General features: G+C 65.6%; 17 protein-coding genes. 13 read left to right on the top strand and 4 right to left on the bottom strand.

Annotation, left to right across the window (positions count from 1 at the left end; genetic code table 11):
- From J1N50_RS15225 to J1N50_RS15190, 8 genes are all read left to right on the top strand, one after another.
- On the top strand, nucleotides 1–219 hold a 219-nt coding region (locus J1N50_RS15225; RefSeq protein ID WP_215355219.1), incomplete at its 5' end, for a hypothetical protein.
- 394 nt (nucleotides 220–613) lie between these two features.
- Nucleotides 614–826 (top strand): hypothetical protein, encoded by a 213-nt coding sequence (locus J1N50_RS15220; protein WP_246553594.1) that lies wholly within the window; start codon nucleotides 614–616, stop codon nucleotides 824–826.
- Between the two features lie 115 nt (nucleotides 827–941).
- Nucleotides 942–3,677 (top strand): preprotein translocase subunit SecA, encoded by a 2,736-nt coding sequence (gene secA, locus J1N50_RS15215; protein ID WP_215355217.1) that lies wholly within the window; start codon nucleotides 942–944, stop codon nucleotides 3,675–3,677.
- A 118-nt stretch (nucleotides 3,678–3,795) separates the two neighbouring features.
- Nucleotides 3,796–4,530: a sulfite exporter TauE/SafE family protein gene (locus J1N50_RS15210; protein ID WP_215355214.1), complete on the top strand. Its 735-nt coding sequence runs from the start codon at nucleotides 3,796–3,798 to the stop codon at nucleotides 4,528–4,530.
- A gap of 177 nt (nucleotides 4,531–4,707) precedes the next feature.
- On the top strand, nucleotides 4,708–6,120 hold the full coding sequence (locus J1N50_RS15205; RefSeq protein ID WP_215355212.1) for a circularly permuted type 2 ATP-grasp protein: 1,413 nt from the start codon (nucleotides 4,708–4,710) through the stop codon (nucleotides 6,118–6,120).
- A complete protein-coding gene (locus J1N50_RS15200; protein ID WP_215355209.1) occupies nucleotides 6,120–7,064 on the top strand; it encodes an alpha-E domain-containing protein in 945 nt (314 codons plus the stop codon). The genes J1N50_RS15205 and J1N50_RS15200 overlap by 1 nt, the downstream gene beginning before the upstream one ends.
- Nucleotides 7,065–7,066: 2 nt before the next feature.
- Entirely contained in the window at nucleotides 7,067–7,870 is an 804-nt protein-coding gene (locus J1N50_RS15195; RefSeq protein WP_215355207.1) for a transglutaminase family protein, read from the top strand.
- A 34-nt stretch (nucleotides 7,871–7,904) separates the two neighbouring features.
- Nucleotides 7,905–8,636, top strand: a complete 732-nt coding sequence (locus J1N50_RS15190) for a proteasome-type protease (RefSeq protein ID WP_215355205.1) — start codon at nucleotides 7,905–7,907, stop codon at nucleotides 8,634–8,636.
- Between the two features lie 32 nt (nucleotides 8,637–8,668).
- Here the strand turns inward: J1N50_RS15190 and acs are convergent, their stop codons facing one another.
- A complete protein-coding gene (gene acs, locus J1N50_RS15185) occupies nucleotides 8,669–10,633 on the bottom strand; it encodes an acetate--CoA ligase (protein ID WP_215355203.1) in 1,965 nt (654 codons plus the stop codon).
- A 98-nt stretch (nucleotides 10,634–10,731) separates the two neighbouring features.
- On the opposite strand from acs, the gene amaB reads away from it, so the two are divergent.
- The gene (gene amaB / locus J1N50_RS15180; RefSeq protein ID WP_215355201.1) at nucleotides 10,732–12,231 is read left to right on the top strand and encodes an L-piperidine-6-carboxylate dehydrogenase; all 1,500 of its coding nucleotides are present in this window, start codon (nucleotides 10,732–10,734) and stop codon (nucleotides 12,229–12,231) included.
- Nucleotides 12,232–12,340: 109 nt separating this feature from the next.
- Here amaB and J1N50_RS15175 read toward each other — a convergent pair whose 3' ends face one another.
- The 3 genes from J1N50_RS15175 to fsa all read right to left on the bottom strand — a co-directional run bounded on the left by J1N50_RS15175 (nucleotide 12,341) and on the right by fsa (nucleotide 15,481).
- On the bottom strand, nucleotides 12,341–13,843 hold the full coding sequence (locus J1N50_RS15175; protein WP_215355199.1) for an acetyl-CoA acetyltransferase: 1,503 nt from the start codon (nucleotides 13,841–13,843) through the stop codon (nucleotides 12,341–12,343).
- A 1-nt stretch (nucleotide 13,844) separates the two neighbouring features.
- The gene (locus J1N50_RS15170; RefSeq protein ID WP_215355197.1) at nucleotides 13,845–14,639 is read right to left on the bottom strand and encodes an enoyl-CoA hydratase-related protein; all 795 of its coding nucleotides are present in this window, start codon (nucleotides 14,637–14,639) and stop codon (nucleotides 13,845–13,847) included.
- 191 nt (nucleotides 14,640–14,830) lie between these two features.
- Nucleotides 14,831–15,481, bottom strand: a complete 651-nt coding sequence (gene fsa, locus J1N50_RS15165; RefSeq protein WP_215355195.1) for a fructose-6-phosphate aldolase — start codon at nucleotides 15,479–15,481, stop codon at nucleotides 14,831–14,833.
- A gap of 188 nt (nucleotides 15,482–15,669) precedes the next feature.
- On the opposite strand from fsa, the gene radA reads away from it, so the two are divergent.
- Genes radA through J1N50_RS15145 form a run of 4 tightly spaced genes read left to right on the top strand, consistent with a single transcriptional unit; the run spans nucleotide 15,670 to nucleotide 19,889 of the window.
- Complete coding sequence (gene radA / locus J1N50_RS15160; protein WP_215355192.1) at nucleotides 15,670–17,031, top strand: DNA repair protein RadA; 1,362 nt, start codon at nucleotides 15,670–15,672, stop codon at nucleotides 17,029–17,031.
- Between the two features lie 10 nt (nucleotides 17,032–17,041).
- Nucleotides 17,042–17,590 carry a CvpA family protein gene (locus J1N50_RS15155; protein ID WP_215355190.1) on the top strand — a complete coding sequence of 183 codons (549 nt, stop codon included), beginning with the start codon at nucleotides 17,042–17,044 and terminating at the stop codon, nucleotides 17,588–17,590.
- On the top strand, nucleotides 17,587–18,015 hold the full coding sequence (locus J1N50_RS15150) for an iron-sulfur cluster assembly scaffold protein (RefSeq protein ID WP_215355188.1): 429 nt from the start codon (nucleotides 17,587–17,589) through the stop codon (nucleotides 18,013–18,015). Before J1N50_RS15155 ends, J1N50_RS15150 begins: the two co-directional genes overlap by 4 nt.
- Nucleotides 18,012–19,889 (top strand): cation:proton antiporter domain-containing protein, encoded by a 1,878-nt coding sequence (locus J1N50_RS15145; RefSeq protein ID WP_215355186.1) that lies wholly within the window; start codon nucleotides 18,012–18,014, stop codon nucleotides 19,887–19,889. Before J1N50_RS15150 ends, J1N50_RS15145 begins: the two co-directional genes overlap by 4 nt.
- Nucleotides 19,890–20,341 lie beyond the last annotated feature (452 nt).

Genomic DNA, 20,341 nt, shown 5'->3' with positions numbered 1-20,341 from the left:
ATTCGCGCAGCGCTGGAAAAATGGATTCCGGATCGAGTCCGGAATGACGAAGGTTTGAAAACGGCCGAAGCACGACATTTCCAGCATGACGGACTTGGGGGCGTCCGCTCTCCACCCAAAAGCAGAGACCACCCTCAAATAAGCCTTTCCTACATTATCCTGCTGTGCCAGCTTTCATCCGGTGGGGAAAAAAGCGGTCTCGGCCCGGCTTGCGGGTGAAGTTGCGGGGAGGCGGGTGCGATCCGTTCGGCAGCCCTGCGGGCAACAAACGGGCGCACAATGGGCTGAACTTTCCTGAACTTTGAAATCCGGGCCGCGATGCCCGGAAGGCATGACAGCCCCGCGCCCCGTTTACCCGTCTGGCTTTTGGGCCGCCCATCAAGCCGTCGGCGCAATGCGTCTCCATAGCGCGACGGTCGGAAATTCCGCTCCGGAACCGGTGCCTCGAGCGTGGAATTAATGGATCCCGACTCTAGACGCCGGTCCGTTTTCACCCTATGTTCAGGGAACGGGGCGCAATAATCCGGGCTCCGGACGTTTAGAGGGGCGATTCTTGCGGCTTTTGCTGACCCTTTTGGCTTTGCTCACCGGCTTCGCGAGTGCGGACCGGGCGATGGCTGCGCCTGCCGTTCCGGCGGCGATGGGGTCGCTCGTCATGCTCGCCGAAAGCGCGGGCAAGGCCGATGCCAGCGACAGCGAACGTCGCCCCACCGCGACCACGCCGACCCGCCGCACCAGCAGCGGGGGCGGTGGCGGCAAGCCGCGTAAGGCGGGCCCGCCGCACCTTCCCGGCCTCCTCACCGGCAGCGACCGCGCGCTCGAATAGTATTGGCTGCCGACGCCCTTTCGGGCTTCGCCTCCGCTCGCGCGGGGGTCTTCGCATATCATTCGCGTGCGGTTTGAAACTGCGCTGAAGCCATAGAATTCCAAGGAAATCCATTATGTTCGGCAGCCTTGCCAAGAGCCTGTTCGGCTCGTCCAACGACCGTTATGTCGCCTCGATCCGCAAGATCGTCGCCAAAATCAACGCATTCGAACCCGAACTCGAAGCGCTGAGCGACGAGAATCTGAGGGCGCAGACGCAAAAATTCCGCGACCGCCTCGAGGCCGGCGAGACGCTCGACGACATCCTGCCCGAAGCCTTTGCGACGGTGCGCGAAGCGGCGAAGCGCACGCTCGGCATGCGTCACTTCGACGTGCAGATGATCGGCGGCATCGTCCTCCACCGCGGCGAGATCGCCGAGATGGCGACGGGCGAGGGCAAGACGCTGATGGCGACGCTGCCCTGCTATCTCAACGCGCTCGAGGGCAAGGGCGTCCATGTCGTGACCGTCAACGACTATCTGGCACGCCGCGACGCCGAATGGATGGGCATCGTGTACAGCTTCCTCGGTCTCACGACCGGGATCATCGTCCCCAACCTCAACGAGACGCAGCGCCGCGAGGCCTATAACAGCGACATCACCTACGCGACGAACAACGAGCTGGGGTTCGATTACCTCCGCGACAATATGAAGTTCGACCGCCAGCAGATGGTCCACCGCGAATTCAACTTCGCCATCGTCGACGAGGTCGACTCGATCCTGATCGACGAGGCGCGGACGCCGCTGATCATCTCGGGCCCGACCGACGACAAGTCGGAGATGTACGTCCGCGTCAACGAGGTCGTGCATCAGCTCGTCGAGGAGGATTATGAGAAGGACGAAAAGTCCAAATCGATCAGCCTGACCGAGGAAGGCACCGAGCATGTCGAACGGCTGCTCGAAGCCGCGGGCCTGCTGCAGGGCAGCAACCTCTACGACATCGAGAACACGCAGGTCGTGCATCACGTCAACCAGGCGCTGAAGGCGATCCAGATGTTCAAGCTGGACATCGATTATATCGTGAAGGACGGCAAGGTCGTCATCATCGACGAGTTCACCGGCCGCATGATGGACGGCCGCCGCTGGTCCGACGGCCTGCACCAGGCGGTCGAGGCCAAGGAAGGCGTGCAGATCGAGCCCGAGAACCAGACGCTCGCGTCGATCACCTTCCAGAACTATTTCCGCATGTATCCGAAGCTCAGCGGCATGACCGGCACCGCGGCGACCGAAGCGGCCGAATTCTTCGACATCTACAAGATGAACGTCGTTACCATCCCGACCAATCGCCCGATCGCGCGGCAGGACGAGGAGGACGAATTCTACAAGAATATCACCGACAAGTTCGGCGCGATCGCCAAGACGATCCGCCAGGCGCAGGAGCGCGGCCAGCCGGTGCTCGTCGGCACGGTGTCGATCGAGAAGTCGGAGCTGCTGTCGTCCTTCCTCGAAAAGGAAGGCGTGGCGCACAGCGTGCTCAATGCGCGTTTCCACGAAAGCGAGGCGCATATCGTCGCGCAGGCGGGCCGCACCGGCGCGGTCACCATCGCAACCAACATGGCGGGCCGCGGCACCGACATCAAACTCGGCGGGAACGAAGAGTTCCGTATCGAGGATGAGCTGAAGGACATGCCGGCGGGCCCCGAGCGCGAGGCGGCCGAGCAGCGCATCCGCGACGAGGTCGCGGCCGAACGCGAAGCCGTGCGCGCCGCGGGCGGGCTGTTCGTGCTCGCTACCGAGCGCCACGAAAGCCGCCGTATCGACAACCAGCTGCGCGGGCGGTCGGGGCGTCAGGGCGACCCCGGCCTGTCGAAATTCTATCTCTGCCTCGACGACGACCTGCTGCGCATCTTCGGGCCGGACACGTTGTTCGCCAAGATGATGAACAAGAATCTGGAGGATGGCGAGGCCATCGGATCGAAGTGGTTGTCGAAGGCGATCGAGACCGCGCAGAAGAAGGTGGAGGCGCGCAACTACGACATCCGCAAGCAGGTCGTCGAATATGACAACGTCATGAACGACCAGCGCAAGGTCATCTATGAACAGCGCGGCGAGATCATCGACAGCGAGACCGTCGACGAAGTGATGATGGCGATGCGCGCCGAGACGGTGAATGCGATCGTCGCCGACGCCTGCCCGCCGGGCAGCTATCCCGAGCAGTGGGATATCGAGACGATGAAGGCGCGCGTCGCCGACGTGCTCGACCTCAATCCGCCGATCGACGCGTGGATGCAGGAGGACGCGGTCGACCCCGAAATCTTCGAGGAACGCATTCAGCAAATGGCCGACGCGGCCGCGGCCGAGAAGGCGGGGCAGGTCGAACCCGAAACGTGGCGCAGCGTCGAAAAGTCGATCCTGCTCCAGACGCTCGATCATCACTGGAAGGACCACCTCGCGACGCTCGACGCGCTGCGTCAGGCAATCTTCCTGCGCGCCTATGCGCAAAAGCAGCCGATCAATGAATATAAGCAGGAAGCCTTCGCGCTGTTCGAGCGGATGCTCTCGAATATCCGCGAAGATGTGACGCGCACCGTCGCCCGGATCGATTTCCAGTTCCAGGAGCCCGAGGCGATGCCGCTTCCCGAACTGCCCGACTTCCTGACCACGCATATCGATCCGTTCACCGGCGAGGATGACAGCGCCGATATCGACGGCGGCCAGCTGGGGGTGATCGCGAACACGCTGCCGCCGATGCAGGCGCCGCGCCCGGACCTTCCCGACGGGGAGAATCCCTACGCCGCGCTCGAGATCAGCCGCAACGCGCCGTGCCCGTGCGGGTCGGGGCGCAAATACAAGCATTGCCACGGGCAGCTGTAGAGTCCTGCATGGAGTTTGGGATCCGATTCCCCGAGCGGAGCCGAGGGGCGGTGCCTAGCGAAGTCGGGGCCATATCTGCGCCGGGTCTGGCTGCGTTTTCCGCCGGCAAAGCGGAGCGATGACCACGCTAGCTGCGCTCTTCGGTCTCACCGCCCTGCTGTATGCCGCGGTCGGTTTCGGCGGCGGGTCGACCTATACCGCGCTGCTGCTCTTGGGTGGTGTCGCGGTGGGGCTCGTTCCGGCGATCACCCTCGCGTGCAACGTGGTCGTCGTCACCGGCGGGACGATCCGCTTCGCGCGCGCAGGGTTGATGCCGTGGGCCAAGGCGCTTCCCCTGATCGTCGTCGCAGCGCCGCTCGCCTTTCTTGGCGGGCTGACCCCGGTGAAACAGGGCGTGCTCGTCATTCTGCTCGGCGTGACGCTGCTCGCGTCGGCGATCGCGCTGCTGGTCCAGCCGCAGACCGCCAAGTCCGTCGAATTGTCACCGAAGCTGCTGCTGCCGATCGCCGCGGCGATCGGCTATCTCGCCGGCATTGTCGGCATCGGCGGCGGCATCTTCCTTGCGCCGATTCTCCACCTCATCCGCTGGACCGAGGCGCGCGGTGTCGCCGCAACCGCCAGCCTGTTCATCCTCGTCAACAGTCTGTTCGGGCTGACCGGCCAGCTGATCAAGGGCAAGGGCGCCGAGATGATCGCCGCGGTCGCCGGGCAGTGGCCGCTGCTCGTCGCGGTGCTGGTCGGCGGCGCGGCTGGTACCCAGCTCGCGGTCAAGACCGGGCCCGCGACGCTGATCCGGCGACTGACCGCGCTGCTCGTCGGCTTTGTGGCGGTGCGCCTGCTCTTTGGTTTTTAAGGGCTTTCAGCGCTCTTGCCTTCCGGCGCGTCAGTGCTAGCATCGTCGCACAAGCTTGGCGGCCGCGTAGCCTACAAGCGACGCAGCAGGCAGGGATGACCGGGGCCGCGCACCGCGTGCGGCCGCACCGAAGGCATGTTGCGTGGAAAGGGTTGGGGCATTCCTTTTTTCGATGAGATGACGGGACAGGCAAGTCCCGGACAGGGGGGCGAGGTCCGGTCGCCCTACCGCGATTATCATGACTGGTTCGATCGTGAGGATGCGGCCCGCATCCAGCGCAAGGCGCAGCAGGCCGAGGCGTTTTTCCGGACCACCGGCATTACCTTCAACGTCTATGGCGAGGATGAGGCCGACGAGCGGCTGATCCCGTTCGACGTCGTTCCGCGCATCATCTCGGCGGGCGAATGGCGCCGCCTGTCGCGCGGGATCGAACAGCGCGTGCGCGCCCTCAACGCCTTTCTCCACGATATCTACCACCGGCAGGAAATCCTTCGCGCCGGCCGCGTGCCGGTCGATCTCATCTCGCGCAACGAAGCCTTCCTGCCGATGATGATGGGAATGGACCCGCCCGGCGGCGTCTATACGCATATCAGCGGCATCGACATCGTCCGCACCGGGCCGAACGAGTTTTACGTCCTGGAGGATAATGCGCGGACGCCATCGGGCGTGTCGTACATGCTCGAAAATCGCGAGACGATGCTCCAGATGTTTCCCGAGCTGTTCGCCAAAATATCGGTGCGCGAAGTCGGCGACTATCCGCTCAACCTGTTGAAGTCGCTCTCGGCCTGCGCGCCGCCGAAGTGCAACGGCACGCCGACGGTCGCGGTGCTGACCCCGGGTATCCACAACAGCGCCTATTTCGAGCACAGCTTCATCGCCGACCAGATGGGCGCCGAACTGGTCGAGGGGCATGATCTGCGCGTCGTCGACGGGCGCGTCGCGATGCGCACGACGCAGGGTTATACGCCGATCGACGTCATCTATCGCCGCGTCGACGACGATTTCCTCGACCCGCTCAATTTCCGGCCCGACTCGATGCTGGGCGTGCCGGGCATCTGGGACGTCTATCGCGCGGGAGGGATCACGATCGCCAATGCGCCGGGGACCGGGATCGCCGACGACAAGGCGCTCTACAGCTACATGCCCGACATCATCGAATTCTATACGGGCGAAAAGGCGCTGCTGCCCAATGTGCCGACATGGCGCTGCAGCGACCCCGATCATCTGAAGGAGGTGCTCGACCGGCTGCCCGAACTGGTCGTCAAGGAAGTCCATGGCTCGGGGGGGTACGGGATGCTTGTCGGCCCGGCCGCGAGCAAGAAGGAGGTGGCCGCGTTCCGCAAAAAGCTGGAGGCGAACCCCGGCAACTATATCGCCCAGCCGACCTTGTCGCTCTCGACCGTCCCGATCTTCACCAAGGCGGGACTGGCGCCGCGGCACGTCGACCTTCGGCCCTTCGTGCTGATGTCGCCGCAGGGGATCACGATCACCCCCGGCGGGCTGACGCGCGTCGCGATGACCAAGGGGTCGCTGGTCGTCAACTCGAGCCAGGGCGGCGGCACCAAAGATACCTGGGTATTGGAAGACTGATGCTGGGCAAGACCGCGGGATCGCTCTTCTGGATGGCGCGCTATCTCGAGCGCAGCGAGAATAATGCGCGGCTGATCGACGCGGGCTTCCGCATCGCGCTGACGCGGTCGAGCACCGCGCGCTCCGAATGGCGCTCGGTTCTCGTCACCGCGGGGCAGGACAGCTATTTCCGGCAGGCGCATGGCGAAGATTATATGTCGCAGCGCGTCGTTGATTTCATGCTGCGCGATCCCGCGAACCCGTCCAGCATATTGTCGGTGGTCAAGCGGGCGCGCGACAATGCCCGCACCGCGCGCACCTATTTGACGCGCGAGGTGTGGGAGGCCGTGAACACCAGCTGGATGACGCTGGGCGCGCTGCTCAAGCGGCAGGTGCGCGAGGACGATCTGCCTGACGTCCTCGCCGCGATCCGCCAGAATAATGCCCTGGTGCGCGGTGCATTTTCGGGCACGATGCTGCGCAACGACGGCTATAATTTCGCGCGGCTCGGCACCTTCCTCGAACGCGCCGACAACACCGCGCGCATCCTCGACGTCAAATATTATCTGCTGCTGCCCTCGGTCGCGCACATCGGCAGCTCGATCGACAATGTGCAGTGGGAGACGATCCTGCGCTCGGTCTCGGCGCACCGCGCCTATCACTGGCTCTACGGGACCGAGATCAGCGCGCTCAAGATCGCCGAGTTCCTGATCCTCTACAAACAGATGCCGCGCAGTCTTGCCTTCTGCTGCGACCAGATGAACGACAATCTCGGCCTGCTCCAGCGCGCCTATGGCGAGGAGACCGACGCGATCCGCATGGGTTCGTCGATGTGCCGCGAACGCCTGTCGCGCCCGATCGGGTCGATCTTCGACGGCGGGCTGCACGAATTCATCACCGACTTCCTTCGCGCCAACGCCGCGCTCGCGCAGCAGATCGAGCGCGACTACCGTTTTGTGGAATGACGATGAGACTGCGTGTCGAACATACCACCCATTATCAATATGACGGCCCGGTTCGCTACGCGCTGCAGCAGGTCAAGCTGACGCCGAAGGAGCGGCCCGGGCAACAACTGATCCACGACTGGACGATCGCGATCGAGGGCGGGACCCAGCAGCTCCACTATACCGACCACCACGGCAACGGCGTCGACCTGATCGCGGTCGACGGCGGCGCGAGGGAGCTTGTCATCCGCTGCACCGGCGAGGTCGAACTGGTAACATGGGACGGGGTGATCGGGCCGCATCGCGGACCGATGCCGCTGTGGGGTTTCCTGCGCCGCACGCCGCTGACGCGGCCGGGACGCGGGGTGCGCGCGCTGGTGTCGTCGCTCGGTCGCGACTTTGCATCGGATATCGAGCGCGCGCACGCGCTGTCGGCGCTGATCCTCGAAAAACTGCCGTACCGGATCGGCGTGACCGATGCCGAAACGACCGCCGAGGCGGCGCTCGCGGGCGAGGGCGGGGTGTGCCAGGACCACGCCCATATCTTCATTTCGGCGATGCGGCAGCTCGGCCATCCGGCGCGCTATGTGTCGGGCTATCTGATGATGAACGACCGCACACATCAGGATGCGACGCACGCTTGGGCCGAGGCGCATTTCGACAATATCGGATGGATCGGTTTCGACGTCAGTAACGGGCATTCGCCCGACCGACGCTATATCCGCGTCGCAACCGGGCTCGACTATCGCGACGCCGCCCCGGTTCGCGGCATGCGCTATGGTGCAGCGCAAGAAAATCTGGTTGTCCAATTGCAGGTCCAGCAATAAGCGGACTCAAACCGGGGCGGGGAAACGGGATTCGATGACCTATTGCGTTGGCATGCGTTTGAACAAGGGGCTGGTGTTCATGTCGGACACCCGCACCAATGCCGGCGTCGACGATATCTCGCAGGTCCGCAAGATGCGCAGCTGGCATGTGCCGGGCGAGCGCGTGATCACCCTGATGTCGGCTGGCAACCTCGCGACGACGCAGGCGGTCGTCAGCCTGCTCGACGAGCGGACCAAGGCTCCCGAGGAACGCCATCCCTCGATCCTCGCTGCGCCGTCGATGTTCGCGGTCGCGACGATCGTCGGCGAGACGCTGCGCCAGATCGTGATGCGCCACAATGACGAGGGACCGGCGGCGGAGTCGCTGTTCCGCGCCTCGCTGATCGTGGGCGGGCAGATCAAGGGTGCCGAACCGCGGCTGTTCCTGGTCTATCCCGAAGGCAATTTCATCGAGGCGGGCGAGGACAATCCCTTCTTCCAGATCGGCGAGACGAAATACGGCCGCCCGATCATCGTGCGCTCCTATGATCCTGCGATGTCGTTCGAGGATGCGGTGAAGCTGCTTTGCGTCTCGTTCGATTCGACGATCCGCGCCAATGCCGGCGTCGATCTGCCGATCGATCTCAAGGTCCACGAGCGCGATGACTTTACGACCGTCCGCGAGCGGCGCTTCGAGCGCAACGATCCCTATTTCGAAAGCGTCGCCGACGGCTGGGCCGAAGCGCTGGGGATCGCGCTGGCGGAATTGCCGGACTTTCATTTCTAAATCCCCCTCCCGCTTGCGGGAAGGGCGAAGGCTCAGCGGTTTTTCCGCCCTTCGATCAGTCCGTCGACCAGGCTCGGGTCGGCGAGGGTCGAGGTGTCGCCCAGCGATCCGAAATCATTCTCGGCGATCTTGCGCAGGATGCGGCGCATGATCTTGCCCGAGCGCGTCTTGGGCAGGCCGGGGGTCAGGTGGATATGGTCGGGGGTGGCGATCGGACCGATTTCCTTGCGCACCTGCTGTTTCAATGCGGCCTCGACCTCGGCGGTCGGTTCGACCCCGGCGTTGAGCGTCACATAGGCGTAGATGCCCTGACCCTTGATATCGTGCGGGAAGCCGACGACCGCGGCCTCGGCGACCAGATCGTGCAACACCAGCGCGCTTTCGACCTCGGCGGTGCCCATACGGTGGCCCGAGACGTTGATCACGTCATCGACGCGGCCGGTGATCCGCCAATAGCCGTCGGTATCGCGGCGGCAGCCGTCGCCGGTGAAATATTTGCCCTTGTAGGTCGAGAAATAGGTCTCGGCGAAGCGGCCATGGTCGCCATAGATCGTCCGCGCCTGACCCGGCCAGCTGTGCGTGATGCACAGGTTTCCCTCGGCCGCGCCGCCCGTTTCTTCGCAGACGAGCTTGTTACCCTCGGCATCGACGAGTTCTGGGCGGATGCCGAAGAAGGGCTTGCCCGCGCTCCCCGGCTGCATCGGATGCGCGCCCGGAAGCGTCGTAATCATGATCCCGCCGGTTTCGGTCTGCCACCAGGTGTCGATCACCGGCACGCGGCCCTTGCCGACAATCTGGTGATACCAGCGCCACGCCTCTGGGTTGATCGGCTCGCCGACGCTGCCGAGCAGGCGGATCGAGCTGAGGTTGTGGCGTGTCACATAGTCATCGCCCTCGCGCATCAGCGCGCGGATCGCGGTGGGCGCGGTGTAGAGGATGTTGACCTTGTGCTTGTCGACCACCTGCCAGAAGCGGTCGTGGTCGGGATAGTTCGGAATCCCCTCGAACATCAGCGTCGTCGCGCCGTTCTGGAGCGGGCCATAGACGACATAGCTATGCCCGGTGACCCAGCCGATGTCGGCGCTGCACCAGAAGATTTCGCCCGGACGATAGTCGAAACCGTACCAGAAGGTCGTCGCGGTCCAGACGCTGTAGCCGCCGACGGTGTGAAGCACGCCCTTCGGCTTGCCGGTCGATCCCGAGGTGTAGAGGATGAACAGCGGATCTTCGGCGTTCATCGGTTCGCACGGACAATCGGCGGGGACGTCGGCGGACAGCGCGTCGTACCAATGGTCGCGGCCTTCCTTCATGCTCACGTCGCCGCCGGTGTGCGCGATGACGAGCACGGCTTTCACGTCGATGCGCTCGAGCGCCTTGTCGACATTGGCCTTGAGCGGCACGGTCTTGCCGCCGCGCAATCCTTCATCGGCGCAGATCACCCAGTCGCTGGCGCAATCCTCGATCCGGCCGTGGATCGCTTCGGGCGAGAAGCCGCCGAAGACGACGCTGTGCACCGCGCCGATGCGCGCGCAGGCGAGCATCGCCACCGCGCCTTCGGGGATCATCGGCATGTAGATGGTGACGCGGTCGCCCTTCCGGACGCCCAGCTTCTTCAGCGTGTTCGCCATCCGGATGACGTCGGCGAGCAGCGCGGCATAGCTGATCGTGCGCGTCTCGCCGTCGGGGGCGTCGGGCTCGAAGATGATCGCGGCGCGTGTCCCGTGACCTGCGGCGACATGGCGGTCGATGGCGTTGTGACAGAGGTTGAGGACGCCGTCCTCAAACCATTTGATGCTCACCGGGTCGTAGGACCAGTTGGCGATCGTCGTCGGCGGCGCGATCCAGTCGACGCGCTTCGCCTGCTCGGCCCAGAAGGCGTCGGGATCGTCGACGCTCTGTCGATAGAGCCGGTCGTAATCGGCGGCGGTGCAATGCGTGTTCGCGGCGGCGTCGGCGGGGACGGGAACCAGCGGTTCGGAGGGGGGCAGATCGGACACGCTTGATTCTCCCGCTTTCGATTTGACTCGTCTGACGGCTGCGATAACCCGCGAGCCACAAACTGCAAGGGCGGTGCCGCCCCTGGAAAGGATCGTTTATGGCCGGGATAGGCGAAGAGGTCGGGCGGCTGCTCGACGCATTGGGTGTCGACCGTGCGGCGTGGGCCGAAGGGTCGATGCCGTCGCTGTCGCCGCTCACCGGCGAGCAAGTGGCGTCGGTGCGCATCGACGCCGCCGCCGATATCGACACGGCGCTCGATCAGGCGACCGCGGCGTTCCGCGCGTGGCGGGGCGTCCCGGCGCCGCGCCGCGGCGAACTCGTCCGCCTGTTCGGCGAAGAACTCCGCGCCGCGAAGGACGATCTCGCGAAGCTGGTGACGATCGAGGCGGGCAAGATTCCGTCCGAAAGCGCGGGCGAGGTGCAGGAGATGATCGACATATGCGACTTCGCGGTCGGCCTCTCGCGCCAGCTCTATGGTCTGACCATCGCGACCGAGCGGCCGGGGCACCGGATGATGGAGGTCTGGCATCCGCTCGGCGTCGTCGGGGTGATTTCGGCGTTCAACTTCCCGGTCGCGGTGTGGGCGTGGAATGCGGCCTTGGCGCTCGTCTGCGGCAACAGTGTCGTCTGGAAGCCGTCGGAAAAGACGCCGCTGACCGCGCTCGCGACGCAGGCGATTTTCGAGCGCGCAGTGGCGCGCTTCGGCGATGCGCCCGCGGGGCTGTCGCAATTGCTGATCGGCGGGCGCGAGGCGGGCGAGGCGCTGGTCGACGACGCGCGCGTCGCGCTGGTGTCGGCGACGGGATCGACGCGCATGGGCCGCGCGGTCGCGCCGCGGCTCGCGCAGCGTTTCGCACGCGCGATCCTCGAACTCGGCGGCAATAACGGCGTGATCGTCGCGCCGTCGGCCGACCTCGACCTCGCGCTGCGCGGCGTGGCGTTCGGAGCAATGGGGACTGCGGGACAGCGCTGCACCACGACCCGGCGCCTGTTCCTCCACGACAGCATCTACGACGGCTTCGTCGCCAAGCTGAAGGCCGCCTATGCGAGCGTTGGCGTCGGCAACCCGCTGGAGGGCGAGGTGCTCGTCGGCCCGCTGATCGACCGCGCGGCGTTCGAGATGATGCAGGAGGCGCTGGGCGCGGCAAAGGCAGCCGGCGGCGTCGTGCATGGCGGCGAGCGCGTCGGCGAGGGCGCGAGCTTCTATGTGCGGCCCGCGCTCGTCGAAATGCCGGGCCAGGTCGGACCGGTGCTCGAAGAAACCTTCGCGCCGATCCTCTACGTCATGCGCTATGACGATCTGGATGCGGCGATCCGGCTGCACAATGACGTCGCGGCCGGGTTATCGTCGGCGATTTTCACCACCGACATCCGCGAGGCCGAGCGGTTTCTGGCCGCGAGCGACTGCGGTATCGCGAACGTCAACCTGGGCACCTCGGGCGCCGAGATCGGCGGCGCATTCGGGGGTGAAAAGGAAACCGGCGGCGGGCGCGAGAGTGGTTCGGACGCGTGGCGCCAATATATGCGGAGGGCGACGAACACGGTGAATTATTCGGACACGCTGCCTTTGGCGCAGGGGGTTTCGTTCGAGATTTAGACCTCCGTCATTGCGAGGAGCCGCAGGCGACGCGGCAATCTCCAGCCATCGATGTCGCGCTAGGTCGATAGCTGGAGATTGCTTCGCTTCGCTCGCAATGACGAGAAGGTTAGGCTGCCCGCCAGCCGAAGCCTTCGTCCAGCGCGACGATATGCCCCGCCGTACCGACGGGCTCGACCTTGCCATCGGTAAGGAAGGCCAGCATCGCGGCGTCGCCGACATCGACGTGCGCCAGCGTGCGTCGCCCTTCCGGTGTGCGGGCAACGACGACGCCTGCCTTCGGGCCGCCATCGCGGCCGTAAAATACCGTATAGCTCTCGATCGTCGCCGGCCCGGCATAATCCTCGACCAAATCGGGCACCGGGCCGCGTTTGGCCTCGGCCTCGGCCTGATAGTCGAAATCCTGCGGGAAGCTCGCCGCCGCGATCGGCTCGCTGCCCAGCACGATGCAGTGATTGTCGGTCGCGAAGCCGCCATTGGCAAAAAGGAAACCGTAGCGGCCTTCTTTGCGCAGCTTCTCGACCATCGAGACGATCGCATGGCTCATATAATTGGCGATCGGGCCGCCGCCGAAAGTCAGGCCGCCGAACACGGTTGCGGGTTTGTCGACCGGCCAGCCGAGCGTGCGCCGCGCCATCTTGGGCACGCAGGGAAAGCAGCTGTAGAGTTCGACATAGTCGAAATCGCCGACCGACATGCCATTCAGCTCGAGCGTGCGGTTGATTGAGGTTTCCATGCTGACGCTGCCGTCGTAGCGATCGCGGTGGAGGATGCTTGCGGGCTCCTTCGCCGCCGCTCCCATCCCGACATAGATCAGCCGGTCCTCGGCGATCCCGCGGCGGCGTGCCTCGGCCAGACTGGCGACCAGAAAGCCTGCGCCCTGATTGACCGACGAATTGGCGACCATCAGCTTCGAATAGGGGAAGGCGATCGGGCGGTTGCGCTCGTCGACGCGGAGGATGTCATCGGGCGTCGCGCGTTTGCGAATCCATGCGCCGTCGTTGGCGGCCGCGATCTCCGAAAAGCGCGACCAGATTTCCGCGCTCTCGGCCTGAGCCTCGGTCAGGCTTTGTCCCCATGCGGCGCGCGTTGCATTTTCGTAAAGCGGATAGACGTCGACCGGCGCCGCAAGGCCGTGCTTCTGCGCATAATTGGGTTCGCGCCGCGTCGCGACCTTGCGGATCGCATTGTAGCTCTTGTCCTCGCCGGTCGCCGCCTTGGCAGCGCGGCCGGCGGCGGTGCGCAGCGCCTCGGCGCCGACGATGGCGGCGAGCTTGACCTCGCCCGCGCCGATGCGATTTGCGGCTTCGTTGAGCAGGCGCACCGGCGTGTCGCCGTGTGGCGCGGCCGACTGGTAGTTGATTGCCGGGGTCGCCCCGATCGCGGCGGCGAGCGGCTCGGGCAGCTTGCCGAGGCTGTGGAAGCTGATCTGGTCGACGATCGCGAGACTGTCGATTTCGGTCAGCGAGACGCCGGCATCCTGTGCCGCAACGTTCAGCGCCGCGATCATGAGGCCAAGCGAGTCCAATCCCCGATCGGGATCGTCGGGCCGGTCGTTGACCTGCCCGACGCCGATGATGACAGGAATGCGCTCGGGATCGGCAAGGCTCATATCAGCGCGCCTTCCATTCGGGCTTGCGCTTCTGCGCGAAGGCGAGCGGGCCTTCGCGGGCGTCTTCGCTGCGCATAAGCACACTGCGTTCCCGGCTATTGTGCTCCCAATAGGGCGCGTCGGCCGGGATATGGCCATCGTGAATCCCGAGCGCAACGCGCTTCGATGCTTGCACCGACAGCGGCGCATTGGCGGCGATCTTCCCGGCGAGCGCCAGCGCGGTCGGCATCAGTTCGGCGAGCGGGACCACATGATTCACGAGGCCGAATTCGGCGGCGCGTGCGGCGGGGATCGGGTCGCCGGTCAGCATATATTCCATCGCGAGCTTGCGCGGTAGTTGCTGGGCAAGGCGGAAAGCGCCGCCCGCCGCAGCGAACAGCCCGACCTTCACCTCGGGCAGGCCGAATTGCGCATGATCGGCCGCGACGATGATGTCGCTCATCAGCGCGATCTCGCAGCCGCCGCCAAAGGCGAAGCCGTTGACCGCGGCGATGATCGGCTTCGAGATCGGGTGGGACACCATGCCCGCAAAGCCCCACGCCTGCTGCGCCGGATCGTCGGGTGCGAGCCTTTCGCCGCGCGACAGAGCGACGAGGTCGGCGCCTGCGCAGAAGCTCTTGTCGCCCGCGCCAGTAATCACGACGGCGCGGATTTCGGGGTCGTTCTCGGCGGTTTCGAGCGCGGTGCCGATGCCGACATGGACCGCGGCATTGACCGCGTTGCGCGCCTCGGGCCGGTTGATCGTGACGATCAATATATGGTCTTGGCGTGTCGTGAGGATGGTCGTGTCGGTCATCGCGAATCTCTCCCTTTCGGGCGAGTATCGCGGGTGGTTGACGTTTACGTCAACTGGAAAGGGTGGCTGTGCAAATATGCGGTGTGCTCCCGCGAAGGCGGGAGCCCATCACCGGTCGGCGCCACTTCGAACCGACAGAAGATGGATCCCCGCCTTCGCGGGGACACACCGTTATAATAGGTTGCGCAGAATTAAATCGACTGCCCGGTCTTCGCCCAGTCGGCGAGGAAGCCTTCGATGCCCTTTTCGGTCAGGATATGCTTGAACAGCCCCTTGATCACCGACGGAGGCGCGGTCATCACATCGGCGCCGATCTTCGCGGCTTCGAGAACGTGGATGCCGTGGCGGACGCTCGCGACGAGGATCTCGGTCTCATAGGCGTAATTGTCGTAGATGAGCCGGATGTCGGCGATCAGCTGCATCCCGTCGAAGCCATTGTCGTCGTGACGGCCCACGAACGGCGAAACGAAGGTCGCGCCGGCCTTAGCCGCGAGCAGCGCCTGCGCGGCCGAGAAGCAGAGCGTAACATTGACCATCGTGCCGTCGCTGGTGAGCGCCTTGCAGGTCTTGAGGCCGTCGATCGTCAGCGGCACCTTGATGCAGACATTGTCGGCAATCTTGCGGAGGATTTCGGCCTCCTTCATCATCGTTTCGTGGTCGAGCGCCACGACCTCGGCCGAGACGGGGCCGTCGACGATGGCGCAGATTTCCTTTGTCACTTCCTTGAAATCGCGGCCCGACTTGGCGATCAGCGACGGGTTGGTGGTGACCCCGTCGAGCAGGCCGGTCGCGGCGAGTTCCTGGATGTCGGCGATTTCGGCGGTGTCGGCGAAGAATTTCATGGCGCTGGCGTTCCTTATGGGAAGATGATTCGGATGCTGGCGATCCCCTATAACCCTTTCCTCGTCATTGCGAGCGAAGCGAAGCAATCCAGAGTCGCGTAAACCGCCCTGGATTGCTTCGCTTCGCTCGCAATGACGATGTCATTATCTTCTGGCGTTCATTCTTTGTTCTGGCTAATCGAAACCGCATGGCCAAAGCGAAACGTCAATATGTCTGCCAGAATTGCGGATCGGTGTCCTACCGGTGGCAGGGGCAATGCGCCGATTGCAACGAGTGGAACACGCTCGTCGAGGAGGCCGGCGAGACGGCTTTTTCGGCGAAGCATGACCTGAGCCGGGGCGGGCGGACGCTGACGCTCGAAACGCTCGACGTGCATAGCCCGATGCCCGAGCGGATGCTGTGCGGGATCGCCGAATTCGACCGCGCGCTCGGCGGCGGGTTCGTCGCGGGATCGGCGACGCTGATCGGCGGCGATCCGGGGATCGGCAAGTCGACGTTGCTTTTGCAGGCGGCGGGACGGCTCGCGAAGGCGGGCAAGTCGGTCGTCTATATCAGCGGCGAGGAAGCCGCGGGGCAGGTGCGGCTGCGGGCGCAGCGGCTGGGGCTCGGCGATGCGCCGGTCGCGCTCGCCAGTGCGACGTCGGTGCGCGACATCCTCGCGACGCTCGACAGCCGCACCGGCGATTTTGTCGTGATCGATTCGATCCAGACGATGCACAGCGACCTGATCGACAGTGCACCCGGCACGGTGAGTCAGGTCCGCGCCAGCGCGCAGGAACTGATCCGCTACGCCAAGGACAGCGGCGCCGCGATCGTGCTCGTCGGGCATGTCACCAAGGACGGAACGATTGCCGGGCCGCGGGTGCTGGAACATATGGTCGACACCGTGCTGGCGTTCGAGGGCGAGCGCAGCCACCAGTATCGCATCCTCCGCGCGGTGAAGAACCGCTTCGGGGGCACCGACGAGATCGGGGTGTTCGCGATGGGCGAAGAGGGGCTGGGCGAGGTCTCGAACCCGTCGAGCCTGTTCCTGACCGACCGCAGCCGCGACGTCCCGGGGTCGGTCGTGTTTCCGGCCCTGGAGGGCACACGGCCAGTGCTGGTCGAGGTGCAGGCGCTGACCGTGCGGCTGGCAAGCGGCGCGACGCCGCGCCGCGCCGTCGTCGGCTGGGACAGCGGGCGGCTCGCCATGGTGCTCGCGGTTCTCGAGGCGCGCTGCGGGCTGCAGATGGGCGGCGCCGAAGTCTATCTCAACATCGCGGGCGGCTACCGGCTGACCGATCCGGCCGCCGATCTCGCGGTCGCCGCCGCGCTGATTTCGGCGTTCAGCGAGCGGCCCGTCCCCGCCGACGCGATCGTCTTCGGCGAGCTGTCGCTGTCGGGCGAGGTGCGCCCCGTTTCGCACGACGCGCTGCGCCTCCGCGAGGCCGCCAAGCTCGGTTTTTCAAAAGGCTGGGGGCCGAAGGGGATGAAGCCGGTGAACGGCATCGGGGTCAACGGCTTCGGCCGACTCGGCGAACTCGTTGACCTGATGCTCGGGCGCGACTAGCGACCGGCGAATGGCAAGTCTGACGGCTCTGGATATCATCGTGCTGACCCTTGTGGGCGGCAGCGCGATCCTCGGGTTCATGCGCGGCCTGGTGCAGGAGGTGACGAGCCTGCTCGCCTGGGTGCTCGCGATCGCGGCGGTGCGTTTCGGCCACCCCCTTGTGACCGATTTCCTCGAGGCGTGGGTCGGGACCGAAGGCGGGGCGGCGGTGCTGGCGTTCGTATTGCTGTTCGGCGGGGTGTTCTCTGTCGCCAAATGGGGATCGCGTGCGATGGGCCAGCGCAGCCGCGCGTCGCTCGTCGGCGGCTTCGACCGCGGGCTGGGGGCCGGCTTCGGTGCGGTGAAGGGGTTGATGATCGCGACCATCGGCTTCATGCTGGTCACGCTTCTCTACGACATCGGATACGGCGATGCACAGAAACCGGCGTGGATGACCGACAGCCGAACCTATCCCGCGCTCAACGCGACCAGCGGGGCGCTGAGCAAGGTGATCGCCGACCGCCGCGCAGAAGCGCGCGCCGCCGAATCCGAAGGCGCCTCTGCAGCGGCGCCGAAATGAGCGCGCCGCTCTATAATCGCGACATCTTGTCGCTCGCCGTCGCGACCGCCGATTTCCCGCCGCTGGAGGCGCCGCGCCACCGCGTGTCCGCGCGCGCGCCGCTGTGCGGCAGCGCGATCATATTCGATCTCGATACCGATGATGCGGGTCATGTGACCGCCGTCGGGATGCATGTCGAAGCCTGCGCGCTCGGGCAGGCGTCGGCGGCATTGCTTGCCCGCCATGCGGTGGGGCGCGGGCTCGCCGACATTCGCGCCGCCCGTGACGCGATCGCTAACTGGTTCGGGAACGGGGGCGCCGTGCCCGATTGGCCGGGCTTCGATTTGCTCGCACCCGCGCGCGATTATCCTGCGCGGCACGGCGCCATCCTGCTGCCCTTTGATGCCGCGGTCGCGGCGTTCACAGGACAGGCGGCAGCGGCATGAGTCCGATCCTCCTCTCGGCCGAGGCTGCCGCATCGGCTTCGGAGACCGCGACCGACACCGCGCTGTTCGAGGGCGCGATCCTGCTCGGGGTTGCGACGCTGCTCGTGCTGATCTTCCGCCGCCTCGGGCTCGGCGCCGTGCTCGGCTATCTGATCGCCGGCGCGCTGGTCGGACCGCACGGGCTCGGCCTCGTCGGCGGCGGCGAGTCGAAGCTCGCCTTCGCCGAGATCGGCATCGCCTTCCTCCTCTTTCTCGTGGGCCTCGAACTCCATCCGCGCCGCCTGTGGCAGATGCGCAAGGCGATCTTCGGGCTGGGGTCGGCACAGGTGGTGATCACCGGGCTGATCCTGGCGGGGCTGATCCTGCTGACGCTCGGGTTCAGCTGGCAGGCGGCGCTCGCGCTCGGCCTGCCGCTCGCGCTGTCGTCGACCGCGCAGGTGCTCCCCAGCCTCAAGAGCTCGGGGCGGATCAACTCGCCTTTCGGCGAGAAGGCCTTTTCGATCCTGCTGTTCCAGGATCTTGCGATTGTTCCGATGATCACGATCATCGCTGCGCTGTCGCGCGCGCCGGCCGATCCGTCGGCGCCGCCGGGATGGCAGATGGGGCTTTATACGGTTGGTGCGATCGCGGTGCTGGTGCTGGTCGGGCGCTTCCTGGTCAATCCGCTGCTGCGGCTGATCGGCCGCTATGGCGAGCGCGAGCTGTTCGTCGTCGTCGGGCTGCTCGCGGTGCTCGCGAGCGCCGCCTTCATGCACAGCCTGCACCTTTCGACCGCGCTTGGCGCGTTCATCGCGGGGATGATGCTCGCGGACTCTCCGTACCGGCACGAGATCGAAGCCGATATCGAGCCCTTCCGCCTCGTCCTGCTCGGGCTCTTCTTCCTCGCGGTCGGCATGGTGCTCGACGTCAATGTCGTGCTTCAGAAGCCGGTTCAGGTCATCGCGCTGGCGGCAGGGCTGGTCGCCGTGAAAGTCGTCGTCCTCACCCTGCTGGTGCGCGCGTTCGGCAAGCCGTGGAGCATGTGCCTCGGGCTCGGGCTGTTGCTCAGCCAGGGCGGCGAATTCGGCTTCCTGCTCTTCACCCAGGCGGCCGACGCGCTGTTGATCGCGCCCGAGGCGGCAAGCCTGTTCAGCGCGGTCGTGACGCTATCGATGGTGACGACGCCGTTCCTGATGCTCTTCGCGCGCAACCTCGAATTCTCGCCGGGGGTCGATACCGACCTCGACGATCCCGAAAATGCCCCGCGCGGGTCGTCGATCGTCATCGGCTATGGCCGCTTCGGCCAGATCGTGGCCCAAATGCTCCATGCCGTCGATTGTTCGGTGACCCTGATCGACAAGAAGCCGAGCCAGATCGAGCTGTCGGGCCGTTTCGACACCAAGGTCTATTTCGGCGACGGACTGCGCATCGACGTGCTGCGGCGTGCGGGAGCAGAGGAGGCGCGGTTGATCGTCTTCTGCACCGACGACCGGACGATCGACGCGGCGGCGCTGGCGCCGATCGTCGAGGCCTTTCCCAATGCCCGCGTGCTGACGCGGGTGTTCGACCGCCGCCAGCTGCTTGCGATCGAGGGCTCCGGGGCCGTGGGCGCGGTGCGCGAGGTGTTCGAAAGCTCGATCGCGCTCGGGCTCATGGCGCTGCGCCAGCTCGAGGTCGAACCGCGCGAGATCGAGGATGTCGAAAGCGCGCTGCGCCAGCTCGACGCCGAACGGCTCGACATGCAGATCAGCGAGGGCGATATCGCGGCGGGCCGCGACTACCGGTTCGTTGCCGGCGGTGGACGGCAGGCGTCGAGCGTGCTCGAGGCGCTGCGCGAACGGCGGCAGGCCGCGAAGCGGGCGCGCGAGGAAGCGGAGGCGGATCAGGCAGCCTAGCCCTGCTGTGCGGCCGACGCGAGGGCGCGTGGCCGTCGCCAAAGTTCAGGAAAGTTCAGCCTTACGCGCACCCGGGCTTGGACTTCGCGGTGTGCTGGACGCGCCCGGCAGGCCCACAGGAGCTGAACCCGCGAACCGGGCAGCGACCGCTTTTCGTTCCCCGGATGAATGGGCCGGACGAAGGCTGGCATAGCCGGATAATGTAGGAAAGACCTTTTCGAAGGCGATGGCGGATTTGGGGTGGATTCCAGACACTCGTCACCCCGGACTTGATCCGGGGTCCACGACTTCAACGCCGCGATGGATCCCGGATCAAGTCCGGGATGACGAAGAAAGGAATATCCTCCCTGCGGCGCAGCCGTGGGGAGGGGGACCGTCGCCGCAGGCGATGGTGGAGGGGCCGCGACCTCGCGCCATTTGCCCCTCCGTCAGCGCTTCGCGCTGCCACCTCC

The organism is Sphingopyxis soli (assembly GCF_018682675.1).
Classification (GTDB): Bacteria; Pseudomonadota; Alphaproteobacteria; order Sphingomonadales; family Sphingomonadaceae; genus Sphingopyxis; species Sphingopyxis soli.
Note: the sequence above shows the minus strand (reverse complement) of the source record. Positions and strands in the feature narration are given on the sequence as shown.

Excerpts from the sequence above, each read along its gene's own strand:
- J1N50_RS15205 (WP_215355212.1), top strand. The coding sequence starts at position 4,708 with ATGACGGGACAGGCAAGTCCCGGACAGGGGGGCGAGGTCCGGTCGCCC.
- J1N50_RS15195 (WP_215355207.1), top strand. The coding sequence starts at position 7,067 with ATGAGACTGCGTGTCGAACATACCACCCATTATCAATATGACGGCCCG.
- J1N50_RS15155 (WP_215355190.1), top strand. The coding sequence starts at position 17,042 with ATGGCAAGTCTGACGGCTCTGGATATCATCGTGCTGACCCTTGTGGGC.
- fsa (WP_215355195.1), bottom strand. The coding sequence starts at position 15,481 with ATGAAATTCTTCGCCGACACCGCCGAAATCGCCGACATCCAGGAACTC.
- secA (WP_215355217.1), top strand. The coding sequence starts at position 942 with ATGTTCGGCAGCCTTGCCAAGAGCCTGTTCGGCTCGTCCAACGACCGT.
- J1N50_RS15210 (WP_215355214.1), top strand. The coding sequence starts at position 3,796 with ATGACCACGCTAGCTGCGCTCTTCGGTCTCACCGCCCTGCTGTATGCC.
- J1N50_RS15200 (WP_215355209.1), top strand. The coding sequence starts at position 6,120 with ATGCTGGGCAAGACCGCGGGATCGCTCTTCTGGATGGCGCGCTATCTC.
- J1N50_RS15220 (WP_246553594.1), top strand. The coding sequence starts at position 614 with ATGGCTGCGCCTGCCGTTCCGGCGGCGATGGGGTCGCTCGTCATGCTC.
- J1N50_RS15150 (WP_215355188.1), top strand. The coding sequence starts at position 17,587 with ATGAGCGCGCCGCTCTATAATCGCGACATCTTGTCGCTCGCCGTCGCG.
- J1N50_RS15190 (WP_215355205.1), top strand. The coding sequence starts at position 7,905 with ATGACCTATTGCGTTGGCATGCGTTTGAACAAGGGGCTGGTGTTCATG.
- amaB (WP_215355201.1), top strand. The coding sequence starts at position 10,732 with ATGGCCGGGATAGGCGAAGAGGTCGGGCGGCTGCTCGACGCATTGGGT.
- J1N50_RS15145 (WP_215355186.1), top strand. The coding sequence starts at position 18,012 with ATGAGTCCGATCCTCCTCTCGGCCGAGGCTGCCGCATCGGCTTCGGAG.
- radA (WP_215355192.1), top strand. The coding sequence starts at position 15,670 with ATGGCCAAAGCGAAACGTCAATATGTCTGCCAGAATTGCGGATCGGTG.
- J1N50_RS15175 (WP_215355199.1), bottom strand. The coding sequence starts at position 13,843 with ATGAGCCTTGCCGATCCCGAGCGCATTCCTGTCATCATCGGCGTCGGG.
- J1N50_RS15170 (WP_215355197.1), bottom strand. The coding sequence starts at position 14,639 with ATGACCGACACGACCATCCTCACGACACGCCAAGACCATATATTGATC.